Origin of the sequence: Falsibacillus pallidus (assembly GCF_050990905.1) — a bacterium.
Lineage (GTDB): Bacteria > Bacillota > Bacilli > Bacillales > DSM-25281 > Falsibacillus > Falsibacillus pallidus_A.
This window is the reverse complement of sequence record NZ_CP158866.1, coordinates 2,259,765-2,275,895: the sequence shown is the minus strand read 5'-3', so window position 1 is coordinate 2,275,895 and position 16,131 is coordinate 2,259,765. Positions and strand designations below refer to the sequence as shown.

Genomic DNA, 16,131 nt, shown 5'->3' with positions numbered 1-16,131 from the left:
AGAAGGAAGCATCCTCATAAAGATGCTTCCTTTTCTAAGCTTTTGACAGTGATCCCTGCAGATTTCAATTCTTCATTCAATCTTTTGGCCAGCTCAAGTGCACCTGGTCCATCGCTGTGAAGACAAATCGTTGTCCCTTTCATAGGGATGATAGTGCCATCAACGGAGGTGACTTTCTGCTCCGTAATAATTTGCAACGATTGAGCAACTGCTTGGTCGAGATTCGAAATCAACGCTTTTTCGTGGGTGCGCGGCGTCAATTTTCCATCAGGCATGTAGGTTCTGTCCGCAAAGACTTCATAGCCCACGCTCAATCCATATGCTTCAGCCGCTCTTGTCAATTCACTACCCGATAGTCCATAAAAGATCAATGATCTATCAAAATCATTGACTGCTTTTGCAATTGCATTGGCGGAAGGAGCGTGGTCTGCTGCCATGTTATATAGGGCTCCATGAGGCTTTATATGATTTAGCTTGAGGGAATGGCTGCGAAGGAATCCTTCGAGTGCTCCCAGCTGGTACAGTGTGATGGAGTATATTTCTTCTGAAGATAATCCCATTTGGCGCCTCCCGAATCCTTGCAGATCAGGAAATCCAGGGTGTGCCCCAATTTTAACGGAAGCTTCTTTTGCCAATTGGACAGTCTTTTTCATCACCATGGCATCACCGGCGTGAAACCCGCACGCAATATTCGCTGATGTGATATACTTCATGATTTCTGCATCATTTCCTGCCGAATAAGAACCGAAACTTTCTCCTAAGTCGCAATTCAAATCAATGCTAAACATTAAGTCATCTCCTTAATTCTTAATTGAATGGATGATTTTATTTCATTAAGTAGACTATTTTGTTCAAACATCACCTGATGTGCTTTATCAACCGTAATAAATGAAAAATATATGCACTCGCCTGGTCTTTTTTGAGCTAAGATCGGCAAATCGGCTGTAATGACCTGTCCAATTTTCGGATAGCCGCCTGTCGTCTGGCAGTCGGCCATAAGCACGATCGGCTTACCGGAAGGGGGGACTTGAATTGTACCCATAGCCACTCCTTCGGTCAATAACTCTTCATCAGTTTTCCGTTCCAGTTTTTCTCCATCTAAACGCATACCCATTCTGTCTGATTCAGAAGTGATTTGGTAGGGGTTATTGCAGAAAGCGTCAAGACTTTTCGTTTGAAACCAGTTTTTTTGCAGACCATCTGTAACACGGATCTCTTCTTGTTCGAGATAAGAAAAAATCTGCGGACTAAGCCGCCAATTTGTCCGTAAGGGTGGAAACACTCTTTTTTCCGGCACTGGGATGCAATCGCCTTTTTCAAGCTTTCTCCCTGACAGTCCGTCCAATTTTAGTCTTAAGTCACTCGATTTGCTTCCCAAGGAGCTCGGAACATCAATTCCTCCTTTTAAGGCAATATATCCTCTGGTACCGGTCTTGGAATTCTTCAATTCAAGAATATCGCCTTCTTTAGCTATTATTGGAGCTCCGATTGGAACAGGACGATGATTTAAACGAGGACAAAAGTCTCCTCCGGCGATGGAAAAGAGGCTGTCATGCAAGAATTTAATTGTAGGTCCGATTAAAGTGAATTCTAATACTGCTTCATTCATGTTATTGCCGACAAGTAGATTAGCCAACTTCGCAGCAAAGGGATCCATGGCGCCTGATCGGGTAATCCCATATTTTTGATAGCCGAATCTCCCTAAATCTTGAATGGTGGTCATTAAGCCTGCTTTTAATATTTTCATCGACAATCAATCTTCCCTCCAATTCTCAAATTCTTCTAATGTTATTGGATAAAACTTTACATCCATTCCAGGTGTTAATTTTACAGGAGGGGAATCTTCAAGGTGAAAAAGGTCGATTGGAGTTCTTCCGATAATCTGCCATCCTCCTGGACTGCTGACAGGATAAATGCCTGTTTGGCTCCCGGCAATTCCGACAGAACCTTTTGGCACTAAAATTCTGGGAGTCCTTTTCCGAGGGGAAGCAATTCTCTTGTCAACCGGACCCAAGAAGGGGAATCCCGGTGAAAATCCAATGAAATACATAGAATAGACCGGTGATATATGCGCCTCAATAATTTCTTCTTTCGACAGCTGTTTATTGATTGTTAATTCCTCGAGATCCAATGCGAATTTGGAATGGTAGCAAACAGGTATTTTAATTTGTATTTGTTGACCCGGAATGTTTGACTCTTCCTTAAGCAGAACACCAGCAATCAAATCTTCCATCTTTTTATATGGATGAATTGAGTCAAAATGAAATGGATCATAATGAATGGTCAATGTGGTAAAAGCGGGTACTATATCTCTTACAAAAGGAAAATTGGCCTGCTCGATCATAGTGCAGGCCAAATGGATCTTTTTATTAATTTCAGGCGAGATGGATTGGCCGAATTTCAGCATCATGGCAGAATCGCCTAAAGGAAATGCTTGATAGGATATTGGCAAAGCAGACACCTTCTTAATTGAGTCGTAATCTTCTGAAATTTATGCATTAATGGTATCAAACTCATTCAGAACTTTCAATTGCTAGTTTAATGGAGTTTATGATTGAGGGGCTATTACACTGAGATTTTAGTTTAATATACTTCAAATTCACATTTTCTAATTAAATTTTAATCTTTCTTTCATTCCATTTTCTTTTTTATGTCTTATGATGACTATGGTGTTCAGTTAGGACAAGGATGGCAGCCCCCTTTTTAAGGACTGGATGAACTATATGAATGTAGAATAGGCCATTAGCAGCCGGTTTTATTCTGCACTTGTGTTTTATCCTTATAATACCCATTCTAAAGTTTCTGCTTTGGGTTGATCCGGAATCATTATGATTCTGGGATCAACCCTCTTTTTTTTAAGGTATTATTAACAGTTTTTCATTTGATTTTAATGTTTTTTTGACACAATGGAATGTATAAAGAAGGAGGCGTATGGATATGTTTTGGATTAGACTTATACCGATTGCATTCTTCAGTTTATCAGCCATTTCGCTATTAGCTTTTCAATCTATAGAGATCGTACATGCAATTACAGATTTAATTTTTCAAAAAAGTCGGTTAAAATAAGGGCATTATACTATTGACCTATTGTCGAAAAAAGCAGGTGTGAATAATGAAGCGGGTTTTAATTATAGAGGATGAAAAAAATCTGGCAAGGTTCATTGAATTGGAGCTTCAGTATGAGGGCTACGAAACTGCTGTCTGCAATGATGGAAGGGAAGGCCTCGAACAGGCACTTGAACAGGACTGGGATGTCATTCTTCTTGATCTGATGCTTCCAAGTCTTAATGGTATGGAAGTCTGCAGGAGGGTTCGTCATGTGAAGGAAACGCCTGTCATCATGATCACAGCGAGAGACAGTGTGATGGACAGGGTTTCAGGGCTTGATCATGGTGCAGATGATTATATAGTGAAGCCGTTTGCCATTGAAGAGCTGCTGGCGAGGCTCAGATCTGTGTTCCGCCGGATGGAAACTTCAGTTCCAGCGAAACAAACCATGACAGTTTTTACATTCAGGGATATTACTTTGGAGAAAGAATCAAGGATTGTAAAAAAGGGCGAAGAAGTAATCGATTTAACCAAGAGGGAATATGAACTCTTGCAGACTCTGATGGAAAACGAAAACATTGTGATGACGAGGGAAGCCCTCCTCAATAAAATCTGGGGCTACGAAACAGAAGTTGAAACCAATGTGGTAGACGTGTATATTCGATATCTTCGAAACAAAATTGATAATCCCGGTGAAGAAAGCTATATACAAACTGTACGCGGGACGGGCTATGTGATGAGAAAATGACAAAATTACTGAATTGGTTCAACAACTGCTCCCTCAAGGTGAAATGGTCGATTGGGGCCAGTACGGCTATTTTCTTCACCTTTTTTATTTTCAGCTTTTTTCAATATCATGTCATCAGCAATTGGCTTCTGAATGAAGAGGAAAACAATGTACGCCAAGTTCTTGATGAATTGGCTATTTTTTATAAACAAAGAGGGCCGGATATCGACATGGCCGATCTTTCAGACAGTGAAGATTTAATCAAGCAAATCGTAGAGAAAAACCAGACGATCAGGATCACAGATACATCCGGAAAAGAAGTGTTTGTTGTCCATAATGAACAGGATCCTTATTACTATATCCCGTTTCAGCCGGTAGATGGAAAGACAATTATGCAGCTTCAGACAAACGGTAAAAAGCTGTATGTTGGAAGAATGCCTATCCAATCCAGGCAGTTCAATGGGTATGTTGAAGTCATTTATCCGCTGAACCGCTATCATCAAATGATGAGTAACCTTTGGTTTGTGATGAGTATGTTTGGGTTGGCTGCGCTTGTATTAAGCGGAGTCTTTGGATTTGTAATGGCGAAGAATTTCCTGAAACCTCTGCAGAAACTGTCAAATGCTATGAGAATGATACAGCGAAGAGGGTTTCAGCAAAGGATGGAGCCAAGCCGTTCACATGATGAAATCGGAGAATTGACAGTTATATTCAACGAAATGATGGACAAACTTGAGCGCTCCTTTGCTCAACAAAAGCAATTTGTCGAAGATGCTTCTCATGAATTGAGGACTCCGATCCAAATCATGGAGGGGCACCTTTCATTGCTGAACAGGTGGGGGAAAAAGGATGAGGTTATCTTGGATGAATCATTGTTTGCTTCCCTGCAGGAATTGGACAGGATCAAATATCTTGTTCAGGAACTGCTGGAGCTGTCCCGTGCTGAGCAAATTCAAAAAGGGGACGGAGAGGCATCTGCAGACATTGTTTCAACGATTGAAAGAGTATTGAAGAATTTTCAGCTCCTTCATAAGGAGTATACGTTCATTTTTGATCAAAGAGGCAACCTTAGCCACCAGGTAGGAATCAGCGACCATCACCTTGAGCAGGTCCTCATCATCCTTCTTGATAATGCAGTCAAATATTCAGATAAGAACAAAAATATAACAATATTAATAGAAGAAATGGAACAAGATGTGAAGGTCATCATCGAGGATAAAGGTATTGGCATCCCGGAAGACCAGCTTTCCAGCATCTTTCACAGATTCTACCGCGTCGATAAGGCACGCAGCCGTGAGAAAGGCGGGAATGGTCTAGGTTTAGCCATTGCAAAGCAAATCATAGAAGGCTATGGCGGAAATATTAATGCAGAGAGCCAAGTCGATGAAGGCACCAGAGTCCAATTTGTTCTCCCGTTCAAAGTATAAAATAAAATGGCCAGTAAGGATCAGTCCTCACTGGTCTTTTTTTTATCTGTTTTTCCCGTCATCTTTTTTTCTATCATTTCGGTCTTCTCTTTCAGTCTTTCTTCGTATTTTTTGGCTTTCATTGTTAATTTGGGAATGGGGGAAGCAGCTTCGCGTTCCTCGGATTCTTGTTTGGTTTTCTTGTTTTGCAGTTTTTTGCTGCTTTTTCCTTCGTAGCTGGTCCCAATATTCAATTTACCTGTTAATTCTTTGATTCCGAGCTGTCCGAAATTATTACTGTATTCCAGGCTTTCCACAATCACTTTATCTACATTTAAAGTTTCAATATTAATTTTAGGATTCTCCACGTCGCCATGGGCATCCTCTTTATATTGATCTAATATCGAAATTTGGGTGTTAAGGAGTTTTTCCATTGAATGGGATAGACGATCTATTTTCTTCTCAAGGCGGTGCCAATCAGCTGACTGCTTTTTCTTACGCCATGTAAACATGTAGCACCTCCAAAAAGCCTTCCTGCATTAAAGATCATTCTGCCAGCCGGGGGAAGTGGATTCATCCACTTCATCAATTTGAATAGAGACTCCGCCCTGCTTCTTCTCAAAAGGGCAATGGATGGTTAATACACCCTGCTGTAAGGAGGACCTGATATTTCTTGGATCTATATCATAGGGCAGGTGTATCTTTTTCTCAAATTCTTTATTTAACCGTTCTTTCTTAAAATATCGGATGGAAGGCTGAAAGTTTTTAAAAGTACTTTTTATAACCAGTTTGTTGTCTTCCAGTTTGATATCCAACTGATCCCTTCTTAATCCAGGCACTTCGACCTCGATAAATAAGAAGTTGTCTTTTTCATAGACATCACAAAGAGGGAATGTGGATGTTGTTCCTTGGAATTTCCTTCCGGTTTGCTGCCCCTGCGGAAAAGGGCCGAACAGTTCATCGCTTGTCGAATTCTGATCGAAAACCTGATGCCAAAAATTTTCTGATTGGTATTGCTTCGTCAGATCAAGCCATTGTTTTAACTTTTCCATATCCATCTGGAGGCGCCTCCCAATTTGTTCTTAAGTAAATAATATTAAAGAAGAAAGTCATTCATGTATGTAATGATTGAATAATAAAAGAAAAGACGTCTCAAGCCTTTTCAGAGACGTCGACTTCTGTAAATTGCATGTCAATGCTTTTAGGAATCTTAATTTCCAGTATTCCGTCTTTATACTGAGCATAGGATCCTTTCTTTCTGACGAGTGCCGGAAGGGTGATTACATGACGATCTCCCGGGTTAGGGATATTTTCTACTATTGCTTGATTTGTAGTGTGGTAAACCCGAAGCTGGCTGATATTCTCTTCATCCTTTACAGGAATACGGACAAATACGTCTTCAAATGTTTCGAATACGTCTGCATGGATTTCATTTGCAGACCGTGATGTTGAAGCTCCGCCTGCCCCATTTTGCTGGAAAAAGGGATTCATGTTCATTTGCTTCATCATGTCCCCTGGATTGAACATCGATTGCCCCTGTCCCGGAAAAATTTTTGACATGATATTTTCAACATATCCCTCCACTTCATTCGGCTTCATTTCCTTCATCATATTTTTCATATCCTTATTAAATGGGAACATCATATTCCAAGGAAACATTCCATGTCATCCTCTCATCATTCTGAAATCTCGGTTAAAGTTGATTTGTAATCGGGGCGGATGGATTGGCAATCTGATCCTGATCGCTTACATCAAAATCAATGTAACTGTTGGCAAGGAGAGAGCCGATAGTGGAAAGGTCCCCAAGACCAAAGGTAGCTCCAACCCATTTGGAGTTGGCTGTATGGCTGTTATGGACTGCTGCGCCGATATTGATATTCGCATTATTGGCCAGGCCGTTCGTTTTTATATTGAATACATTAATTTGAAAAGGCATGGTCCTCCTCCTTCAGAGTGACCTTTACATTTGATTTGATATGACCGGAGTATTATCCATGATATCTCCTTGATCATTTAGATCTGGATCGATATATACGTTTTCCATTGCTGAAGCAGGCGCTGCATAATCTCCGTACGCCGTTGTCTGCCCTTGTGATTTGTGATTTGCTGTAGGAGAGTTGTGGAGGGCTTCGCCGATATTGATCGAGCCATTGTTGGAAACGCTGTTGACCTTGATGCTGAAGATATTGATGACTGTCTGCATCCACACACATCCTTTTCTCATGATGGTGTATTGTATGCATGCAAATGCCCATGCGTTCGTTGGAGTTGGAGATTAGGGAAGATGCAAGTAAATTAATCGAGGTTTGTCAATTGGTGGAAAAGGGGAAGAGGATAAGAGGGATAACCACAAATGTGTCTAACCACACCATTCGATTTATTCTAACAATTTTCGAAAAAAACATTTGGTTTTTTTAGGCAATAGTAGTAAGATGGTTAATGAAAAAAATAGCTAGTTTCCTAGTCTTGATGGAAGGTGACCAGAAAGAAGAAACACGAATAAATTGTTATTTCAGAATAATCGATTATTCAGTTTCCTACTATTTTTCAAATTAAGAAAAAATAGTAAAAAAACAAGGAATGACGGTTAAGACAATTTGTTTAAAATTTGTTTTTAGCCTTTATCTTGACGCTTTAGAGTGATAAAATGAATGTGAAAGCGTTTTATTCCTACATTGAAATAATAATTATAGAAACACCTATTTATAAAATTATGGAATAGGGACCTTAAAAAAGGTTAATGGTTGGAGGTTTTTCATTATGAGACAGCAAGCATCGAACCAAAACAATCCTTGGCATGACTTGAATGGTTTTAACCTTGGGTATGTAATGGAAGTGTTCGAGCAATTTCAGCAAGACCCGGAAAGTGTCGATCCTGAATTAAAAGCTCTATTTGAGCAGTGGGGTCCTCCATCCGAATCCTCAGAAACCGGACAAAGGGATGCATCGTATGAACTGCCGACGAATCCCTCTATGTTCAATAAAATTGTTTCTGCGGTTAAATTAGCGGACAATATCCGTGCCTATGGGCATCTTGCCGCTGATATCTATCCTTTGAATGATAGGGAAAAGGATACACGCAGAATTGAATTATCTCAATATGATCTTACAGAAGAAGAACTCAAGAACGTACCGATTGAATTCTTAATGGCAGATGCCCCTGCCCATGTGAAAAATGGACTGGATGCGATCAACCATTTAAAAAATGTTTATACAAATAAACTTGCTTTTGAATTTCATCATGTCCATGACCTGGAAGAGAAGAATTGGTTAAGGAAGACTGCAGAAACAGGCAGCTTTTTCCGTGATTTGTCTCAAGATGAGAAAAAAGCATTGCTTAAAAGACTTTCTGAAGTAGAAGGATTTGAAAAATTCGTCCACCGTACATTTGTGGGTCAAAAAAGGTTCTCAATCGAAGGCTTGGATACTCTTGTTCCATTAATTGATGAAATGATTGGAAATTCTGTGCAAAGTGGAACGAGAACAGTCAACATTGGAATGGCTCACCGTGGCCGTTTGAATGTTCTTGCGCACGTTTTGGAAAAGCCTTACGAAAAGATCTTCGCGGAATTCCAGCATGCTCCAAACAAGGACATGATTCCGTCAGAAGGTTCAACAGGCATTACTTACGGATGGACGGGAGATGTAAAATACCATCTTGGCGGAGATCGTGAATTGAAAAAAGGCGATACTGCCAGAGCAAGAATTACATTAGCCAATAACCCGAGTCATTTGGAAGTAGCAAGCCCGATCGTAGCAGGCTATACTCGTGCTGCTCAAGAAGACCGCAATGCGCCAGGGGTGCCGGTTCAAGAAGGTTCTAAATCATTTGCTATCCTCATTCATGGAGATGCAGCTTTCCCGGGACAGGGAGTGGTACCGGAAACGATGAATCTAAGCGGCCTTAAAGGCTTCAACACAAAGGGTTCCATCCATATTATTGCCAATAATATGATTGGATTCACTACAGAAAGCTATGATTCCCGTTCTACTATGTATGCTTCAGACACTGCTAAAGGCTTTGAAATTCCGATTCTCCATGTCAATGCAGATGATCCGGAAGCTTGCTTGGCAGCTGCTTTCTTTGCCTATGAGTATCGTAAAGCATTTAAAAAAGATTTTGTCATAGATTTGATCGGCTACCGCAGATTCGGACATAACGAAATGGACGAGCCGATGGTCACAAATCCAATGATGTATAAATTGGTCCATAAACATCCTACTGTCCGGGCACTTTACGCTGAAAAACTTGTTTCAGAAGGCGTTATTTCAGCAGATGAAGCTGCAAAAATGGAGCAGGATATTCAGGATATGCTTCAGGCTGCCTTTGATAAGGTGCCGGCAAAAGAAGAAAACCCTGATACGACAATGGAGCCGCCGGAAGATGTAGCAAAAGGACTGCCTGTCATAGATACATCAGTAGCCGAAGAAGATATCCGCAATCTGAACTCTCAGCTACTCAAATGGCCGGAGAATTTCAGTCCGTTTAAGAAACTTGAGCGGATTCTGAAGCGCAGAGAAAACGTTTTTGATGGCAATGGTAAAATTGACTGGGCCCATGCTGAAACGCTGGCATTTGGTTCCATCTTGAAGGATGGCACACCTATCCGTTTTACAGGACAGGATTCCCAGCGTGGAACTTTCGCTCAGCGCCATTTAGTCCTTCATGATGAAAAAACAGGTGAAGAACTTTTGCCTCTCCACCATATCGATGATGCAAAAGCTTCATTCGTTGTATACAACAGTCCTCTGACTGAAGGAGCAGTTGTAGGTTTCGAATATGGCTATAATGTATTTGCTCCTGAGACGCTGGTCATCTGGGAAGCACAGTTCGGGGACTTCTCAAACGTTGCCCAGGTTATGTTCGATCAGTTCATTTCATCCGGCCGGGCAAAATGGGGACAAAAGTCAGGTCTTGTCATGCTGCTTCCTCACGGATACGAAGGACAAGGCCCTGAACACTCCAGTGCGAGAATGGAGCGTTTCCTTCAAATGGGAGCTGAAAACAACTGGACAGTCGCCAATTTATCTACAGCAGGACAATATTTCCACATCTTAAGAAGGCAGGCAGCAATCCTTCAGAAAGAAGAAGTGAGACCCCTCATCATCATGACGCCGAAATATCTGCTTCGCCATCCTTTAGCCTCAGCTGAAGGAGCAGACTTGGTAAATGGCGGATTCCAGCCAGTATTAGAACAGCCTGGAATGGGTCAAGAGGCAGATAAAGTTGAAAGAATCGTCCTTGGCAGCGGTAAAGTCATGATTGATATTGCCGATCAGTTGAAAGAAACAGAAGACTCCATGGATTGGCTTCATGTGTTGAGAGTGGAAGAAATTTATCCATTCCCGCTTGAAATCATCAGAGAAAAATTCGCAAAATATAAGAATTTGAAAGAAATTATCTGGGTCCAAGAAGAACCTAAAAATATGGGTGGCTGGACATTTGTCGAGCCGCGATTGTGTGAAGCTGCTCCAAACGGAGTGAAGGTAGAATATGTGGGTAGACGCAGAAGATCCAGTCCTGCAGAAGGCGACCCGATTGTACACAGAAAAGAACAGGCCAGGATTGTGAACGAAGCGATCACAAGGACTGCACAGAAAGCTTTAACACGATAATTTAGAGGAGGACATCAAAGTGGCTGAAATTAAAGTTCCAGAATTAGCAGAATCAATTACAGAAGGAACGATTGCACAGTGGCTGAAGCAGCCTGGCGATCATGTTGAAAAAGGGGAATACATCGTTGAACTTGAAACGGATAAAGTCAACGTAGAAGTAATTTCCGAAGAAGCCGGGATCATTAAAGAATTGAAAGCCGGCGAAGGGGATACCGTTCAAGTCGGAGAAGTAATTGCAATTGTTGATCAGAATGGACAGGCAGGCGGAGCAGCTCCAACTGCAGCACCTGAAAAAACTGAAGAACCTAAAAAAGAAGCTGTTCAAGAAGCTCCAAAAGCTGAAGCGCCTGCTGCTTCACAAGAAGCTGACAGCAAAAACCGTCCAATCGCATCACCTGCAGCACGTAAAATGGCACGTGAAAAAGGCATTGATTTAAATCAAGTGCCAACTGTTGATCCAATGGGAAGAGTACGTGTACAGGATGTTGAAAACTATTCTTCTCAGCCTGCGCCGACTTCTAAACCGGCTAAACAAGAAACGAAGGCTCCTGCAGCTGCACCGGCTCAAAATGACGGAAAGCCTGTAGTGAGGGAAAAAATGTCCAGAAGACGCCAAACAATCGCGAAGCGTCTTGTAGAAGTACAATCTACTGCAGCGATGCTTACTACATTCAATGAAATTGATATGTCAGCGGTAATGGAACTTCGCAAACGCAAAAAAGATCGTTTCTTTGAACAGCATGATGTTCGTCTTGGATTTATGTCCTTCTTTACTAAAGCAGTCGTAGCAGCTCTTAAAAAATACCCATATGTCAATGCTGAAATTCAAGGGGATGAGATCGTCCTTAAGAAGTTTTATGATGTAGGCGTTGCCGTTTCCACTGAAGATGGTCTTGTAGTTCCTGTAATCCGTGACTGCGATCGTAAAAATTTCGCGGAAATTGAAGGAGACATCCTTGGTATGGCTAAAAAAGCACGTGATAACAAGCTTGCTTTGAGCGACCTTCAAGGAGGAACGTTTACGATTACGAATGGTGGAGTATTCGGTTCCTTGCTTTCCACTCCAATCTTAAACGGACCACAAGTCGGAATTCTGGGTATGCACTCCATCCAGCTTCGTCCTGTAGCTATTGACAAAGATACTATGGAAAACCGTCCAATGATGTACATTGCATTGTCTTACGACCACCGCATCATTGATGGAAAAGAAGCAGTCGGATTCTTGAAAATGGTAAAAGAATTGCTTGAAAATCCAGAAGATTTATTACTAGAAGGTTAATGATAAAGGCGCATCCGTTGTCGAATAAGGCGATGGGATGCGCCTTTTTTTTAAATTAAAAAGGCCGGCTTGGGAAGAAAAGATCCATGCCGGCCAAAAAGTTATTCATAGTTAATTGTTAACGACGTTGTTTAAGGGGATTGATTCCGCGTTTTCTAATTTCATCTTTTAAAAGTCTTACCCAATCACGATCCTGACCATTTTTCTCAGCGCCTCTGTATGCTGCGACCAACTGTTCATTACTCATAATTTTCAAGTGAAGCCCTCCTTGTGAAATTAGAATTTTCTATATTTTCTAACATTCTAACGTGTTTAGTATCATTTGAAAAGGGGTTATTCAAAAAATAATCCAAAAGTTCGAAAAAAGTCAAAAAAACGAGAATGATGACATAGTTGATTTAAGGGTAAAGCCCTTTTTAAGGAGGAAGGACAATGACATTTGAATTGGATCATGTTGTTCATTTTATTGGAAACAATGAAGAAGAAATATTACCTGAGCTGGAGAAATTAAATCTGAAATCCATAAATGGCAGTGCCCACCCGGATTGGGGGACGGCCAATATCTTATCTTATGCCGGACTGAGCTATGTAGAATATCTTTTTATTAGGGATGAAGAAAAAGCAATCGCCTCAAATAATCCTCTAATTCAACTGATGGTGGAAGATCTGAAAGTGAGAGAAGGTTTTGGTCAATTATGTTTTAGGTGCGATGATATTCATAAAGTAAAAGCAGAGTTGAAAGAAAGAGGATATCGGACTGGCAACATCATTGAAGGAAATAGATCACAACAGGATGGCACAATTTTAAAGTGGAAAATGCTTTTTTTGGACGAAAGCTCTAAAAGCGCTCTCCCGTGGCCATTTTTTATTGAATGGGATGAAAGCAGCCAGGAACGAAAAGAAAGGTTAAAAAGAATTGGAGCAATATCCCCCGAGAATGAAAGCAGATCTATCAAACTCATTAGGATGGCTTCTGATGACCCGGAGAACGACATGATAGAATGGAAGAAAGCTTTTGGATTGGAAGGGGGTAAAATGGCAAGGGACCCATTTGTCTTGGATTTAAATGGGACTCATCTAATCTTTGAAAACCGAAAGGAATTAAACCTCCCTTTTTCCAGACCAATTTCCCTTCAATTCACTTCAAGTCCTTTTCCAAAGACAATTGTATACAGAGGAGCCGCCTATCAATAATTATACTATCCCTAATTGGAAAAAGAGAAAGGGAATAGACCAATTTTCGATTGTTTTATGGAGGAGTAAATATATTTTAATTTTCAAAATAATATGATAATATTGTTGAAAGCGCATACTATTTCAATGGATTCAAGGGGGGCAAAGTATGGGAGAATTATTGACGCATACAGTGGGGGATTTATTGCAAGAGAAGGCACAACTTCATCCTGATCATGAAGCAGTGGTCTATGCTGACAGAGGTCTCAGATGGACATATAAGGAATTTGATGACTATTGCCGCTCAGCAGCCAAAGGATTGATGGCGCTTGGGATGGATAACGGAGATCATATCGCTGTTTGGGCAACGAATACTCCAGAATGGCTTACTTGCCAGTTTGCCACTGCAAAAGCAGGATTGGTAATGGTTACTGTCAATACGAATTATAGAAGGGCAGAACTAGAGTATTTACTACATCAGTCCGATTCCAAAACAATCGTTTTGATTGACCAATTCAGGGATGCATCCTACATAGATATGCTTTATGAAATTTGTCCGGAACTTGGCTATTCAAAAGCTGGAGAACTGAATAGCGAGCGTTTGCCGCAGTTGAAAAATGTAATCGTTTTAGGAGAAAAGAGATTCCCCGGAACATTTTCTTGGCAAGACGTAATAGATAGGGGAAGAGAGGTTTCAGATAACTCCTTAAATGTCAGGATGAAGGACCTTGATCCCCATGATGTAATCAATATGCAATATACAAGCGGGACGACAGGCTTTCCTAAAGGTGTAATGCTGACTCATTCTAATATTGTCAATAATGCCTACAATATTGCGGGGTGCATGAAGTTAGCCTGTGAAGACCGTCTTTGCATCCCGGTCCCATTTTTCCATTGTTTTGGGTGTGTACTGGGGACGCTGGCATGTGTTTCCGTCGGGGCTACGATGGTGCCGGTCCAGGAGTTCAGTCCCAAAATCGTTCTTGAAACGGTTGAAAAAGAAAAGTGTACGGGTCTGCATGGTGTTCCGACCATGTTCATTGCAGAACTGAATGATCCTGATTTCGATAAGTATGATTTATCTACTTTGAGGACAGGAATCATGGCAGGTTCTAATTGCCCGATAGAAGTCATGAGAGGCGTCATTGACCGAATGGGTGCGAGTGAGATAACAATAGCGTATGGACAGACTGAATCCTCTCCTGTCATCACTCAGACAAGGACCGATGATGAACTGCAATTAAGAGTGGAAACGGTTGGTAGGGCACTTCCGAATGTAGAAGTGAAAATAGTCAATCCCGGAACAGATATAGAAGTACCGGATGGCACTCAGGGGGAACTTTGTACTAGAGGCTACCATGTGATGAAAGGCTATTATAAAAATGACGATGCCACCAGATCAGTCATTGATGAACAAGGGTGGCTGCATACCGGTGATTTGGCTGTTAAAGAGAACAATGGGTATTGCCGGATTACTGGCAGATTAAAAGATATGATCATCAGGGGAGGGGAAAATATTTATCCGAGAGAAATTGAGGAGTTCCTTTACACACATCCGAAAGTATTAGATGTTCAAGTTGTAGGGATACCAGACGAAGTCTACGGTGAGGAAGTAATGGCGTGGGTCATTTTAAAAGAAGGTGTAATGGCAACGGCGGAAGAATTAAAAGAATTCTGCCGGGGTCAAATTTCAAGACACAAAATCCCAAAATATATTGAATTCACTGATTCGTATCCAATGACAGCTTCCGGGAAAATACAGAAATTCAGGCTGAGGGAACAGGCAGTAAGTCTAGTACATGAAAAATAGATTATTTATGTAAGGCATCGACAGGATTCGGTGCCTCTTTATTATGCAGAATAATTAGAAAATGATATAGTATTAATAAATAAAATAATAAATTTATCATAATTATATTATGTAAACTATTCTAAAGGGTGAGTATTATGAGTAAAAAGCTATTGTTTGTATATGGAACATTAAGAAGACACGAAAAAAATCATTCTATTCTAGCAAAGGAGAGACTGGCTGCAAGCCAAGCTTGGATTAATGGAACCATGTTCGATACCGGTTCAGGCTATCCAACTGTGGAGCTGCAAGGAAGTTCAATGGTATATGGGGAGCTCTATGAAATTAATGAAGCAATTTTGCCTGCACTGGATGAATTAGAAGGGTATCGTGATGGGGAAGAGGGGAGCCTTTTTAATCGAACCATATGCAAAGTACATACAGATATCGGAGAATACGAAGCACACGTCTACACATCAGGAAATAAAAAAATGAATAAGGATTTGATAGAAGGAGGAGATTGGAGGGTCCATCAATTTTTTAGGGATAAATTAAAACAAGAACTCTATTATTTCGCATACGGCTCTTGTATGGATGATGAGAGATTTGCGAAAGCAAGTGTTGATCATCTTTTTAAAGAAGTAGTAGGGAGAGGGACTTTAGAAAATTTTTCAATGAAGTATACCTTCCTTGTCCATGATGGGGGCAGAGGAGATATTGTTGAAGATGGAGGATCTGTAGAAGGCGTCCTTTATAAAGTGGATTGGAGAGCTTTTGACTATCTCTTCGAACGAGAGGGAGTTGCACCTGGGTGGTATCGTCCGGCATTAGTGGATGTCACAACTGCTGATAATGCGATAATTCATGATGTTGTAACCTTTATTGTAATTAAAAAAGATAAAGAAACCTGTCCTCCCCTTCACTATGCCAGGGAAATCATGAGGGGTGCCAAACCATATGTAAGTTCACAATATTTGAAGAACTTATATAATCAAGTTGAAAGTTTACAAATGAATCAAAATGAGTTGTCCGAATTAAAAAGAATCCTGGAATAAAAAAAATGAGCTGCAGACTTTTACTGCGGCTCATTTTT

Annotated in this window: 17 protein-coding genes; 8 read left to right on the top strand and 9 right to left on the bottom strand. The window is 40.8% G+C overall.

Annotated elements, in window-relative coordinates:
* Positions 1 to 14: 14 nt before the first annotated feature.
* The 3 genes from ABTV07_RS11995 to pxpB are packed head-to-tail and all read right to left on the bottom strand — an operon-like array spanning position 15 to position 2,452.
* On the bottom strand, positions 15 to 788 hold the full coding sequence (locus ABTV07_RS11995; protein ID WP_433742570.1) for a LamB/YcsF family protein: 774 nt from the start codon (positions 786 to 788) through the stop codon (positions 15 to 17).
* Positions 788 to 1,747: a biotin-dependent carboxyltransferase family protein gene (locus tag ABTV07_RS11990; RefSeq protein WP_433751207.1), complete on the bottom strand. Its 960-nt coding sequence runs from the start codon at positions 1,745 to 1,747 to the stop codon at positions 788 to 790. The genes ABTV07_RS11995 and ABTV07_RS11990 overlap by 1 nt, the downstream gene beginning before the upstream one ends.
* Before the next feature lie 6 nt (positions 1,748 to 1,753).
* The gene (gene pxpB / locus ABTV07_RS11985; RefSeq protein WP_433742568.1) at positions 1,754 to 2,452 is read right to left on the bottom strand and encodes a 5-oxoprolinase subunit PxpB; all 699 of its coding nucleotides are present in this window, start codon (positions 2,450 to 2,452) and stop codon (positions 1,754 to 1,756) included.
* A gap of 485 nt (positions 2,453 to 2,937) precedes the next feature.
* Here pxpB and ABTV07_RS11980 point away from each other — a divergent pair, with 485 nt between their 5' ends.
* Genes ABTV07_RS11980 through ABTV07_RS11970 form a run of 3 tightly spaced genes read left to right on the top strand, consistent with a single transcriptional unit; the run spans position 2,938 to position 5,202 of the window.
* On the top strand, positions 2,938 to 3,066 hold the full coding sequence (locus tag ABTV07_RS11980) for a hypothetical protein (RefSeq protein WP_433742567.1): 129 nt from the start codon (positions 2,938 to 2,940) through the stop codon (positions 3,064 to 3,066).
* Positions 3,067 to 3,112: 46 nt separating this feature from the next.
* Positions 3,113 to 3,796 (top strand): response regulator transcription factor, encoded by a 684-nt coding sequence (locus tag ABTV07_RS11975; protein WP_433742566.1) that lies wholly within the window; start codon positions 3,113 to 3,115, stop codon positions 3,794 to 3,796.
* The gene (locus ABTV07_RS11970) at positions 3,793 to 5,202 is read left to right on the top strand and encodes a HAMP domain-containing sensor histidine kinase (protein ID WP_433742564.1); all 1,410 of its coding nucleotides are present in this window, start codon (positions 3,793 to 3,795) and stop codon (positions 5,200 to 5,202) included. The genes ABTV07_RS11975 and ABTV07_RS11970 overlap by 4 nt, the downstream gene beginning before the upstream one ends.
* Before the next feature lie 20 nt (positions 5,203 to 5,222).
* Here the strand turns inward: ABTV07_RS11970 and ABTV07_RS11965 are convergent, their stop codons facing one another.
* The 5 genes from ABTV07_RS11965 to ABTV07_RS11945 all read right to left on the bottom strand — a co-directional run bounded on the left by ABTV07_RS11965 (position 5,223) and on the right by ABTV07_RS11945 (position 7,384).
* On the bottom strand, positions 5,223 to 5,693 hold the full coding sequence (locus ABTV07_RS11965) for a hypothetical protein (RefSeq protein ID WP_433742562.1): 471 nt from the start codon (positions 5,691 to 5,693) through the stop codon (positions 5,223 to 5,225).
* Between the two features lie 27 nt (positions 5,694 to 5,720).
* Complete coding sequence (locus ABTV07_RS11960; RefSeq protein ID WP_433742561.1) at positions 5,721 to 6,239, bottom strand: Hsp20/alpha crystallin family protein; 519 nt, start codon at positions 6,237 to 6,239, stop codon at positions 5,721 to 5,723.
* Positions 6,240 to 6,333: 94 nt separating this feature from the next.
* Complete coding sequence (locus tag ABTV07_RS11955; protein ID WP_433742559.1) at positions 6,334 to 6,840, bottom strand: Hsp20/alpha crystallin family protein; 507 nt, start codon at positions 6,838 to 6,840, stop codon at positions 6,334 to 6,336.
* A gap of 34 nt (positions 6,841 to 6,874) precedes the next feature.
* Positions 6,875 to 7,117, bottom strand: coding sequence for a spore germination protein (locus ABTV07_RS11950; RefSeq protein ID WP_114745472.1), 243 nt, complete (start codon positions 7,115 to 7,117; stop codon positions 6,875 to 6,877).
* A 24-nt stretch (positions 7,118 to 7,141) separates the two neighbouring features.
* Positions 7,142 to 7,384, bottom strand: a complete 243-nt coding sequence (locus tag ABTV07_RS11945) for a spore germination protein (RefSeq protein WP_433742557.1) — start codon at positions 7,382 to 7,384, stop codon at positions 7,142 to 7,144.
* Positions 7,385 to 7,941: 557 nt separating this feature from the next.
* Between ABTV07_RS11945 and ABTV07_RS11940 the strand changes: the two genes are divergently transcribed.
* A complete protein-coding gene (locus ABTV07_RS11940; protein ID WP_433742555.1) occupies positions 7,942 to 10,797 on the top strand; it encodes a 2-oxoglutarate dehydrogenase E1 component in 2,856 nt (951 codons plus the stop codon).
* A 19-nt stretch (positions 10,798 to 10,816) separates the two neighbouring features.
* Positions 10,817 to 12,076 (top strand): 2-oxoglutarate dehydrogenase complex dihydrolipoyllysine-residue succinyltransferase, encoded by a 1,260-nt coding sequence (gene odhB, locus ABTV07_RS11935; protein ID WP_433742553.1) that lies wholly within the window; start codon positions 10,817 to 10,819, stop codon positions 12,074 to 12,076.
* Positions 12,077 to 12,194: 118 nt separating this feature from the next.
* Here the strand turns inward: odhB and sda are convergent, their stop codons facing one another.
* Positions 12,195 to 12,323: a sporulation histidine kinase inhibitor Sda gene (sda, locus tag ABTV07_RS11930; RefSeq protein WP_342768314.1), complete on the bottom strand. Its 129-nt coding sequence runs from the start codon at positions 12,321 to 12,323 to the stop codon at positions 12,195 to 12,197.
* A 185-nt stretch (positions 12,324 to 12,508) separates the two neighbouring features.
* Here sda and ABTV07_RS11925 point away from each other — a divergent pair, with 185 nt between their 5' ends.
* From ABTV07_RS11925 to ABTV07_RS11915, 3 genes are all read left to right on the top strand, one after another.
* Positions 12,509 to 13,270, top strand: a complete 762-nt coding sequence (locus ABTV07_RS11925; protein WP_433742552.1) for a VOC family protein — start codon at positions 12,509 to 12,511, stop codon at positions 13,268 to 13,270.
* A gap of 148 nt (positions 13,271 to 13,418) precedes the next feature.
* Positions 13,419 to 15,059: an AMP-binding protein gene (locus tag ABTV07_RS11920; protein ID WP_433742551.1), complete on the top strand. Its 1,641-nt coding sequence runs from the start codon at positions 13,419 to 13,421 to the stop codon at positions 15,057 to 15,059.
* Between the two features lie 137 nt (positions 15,060 to 15,196).
* The gene (locus tag ABTV07_RS11915; RefSeq protein ID WP_433742549.1) at positions 15,197 to 16,093 is read left to right on the top strand and encodes a gamma-glutamylcyclotransferase; all 897 of its coding nucleotides are present in this window, start codon (positions 15,197 to 15,199) and stop codon (positions 16,091 to 16,093) included.
* Positions 16,094 to 16,131 lie beyond the last annotated feature (38 nt).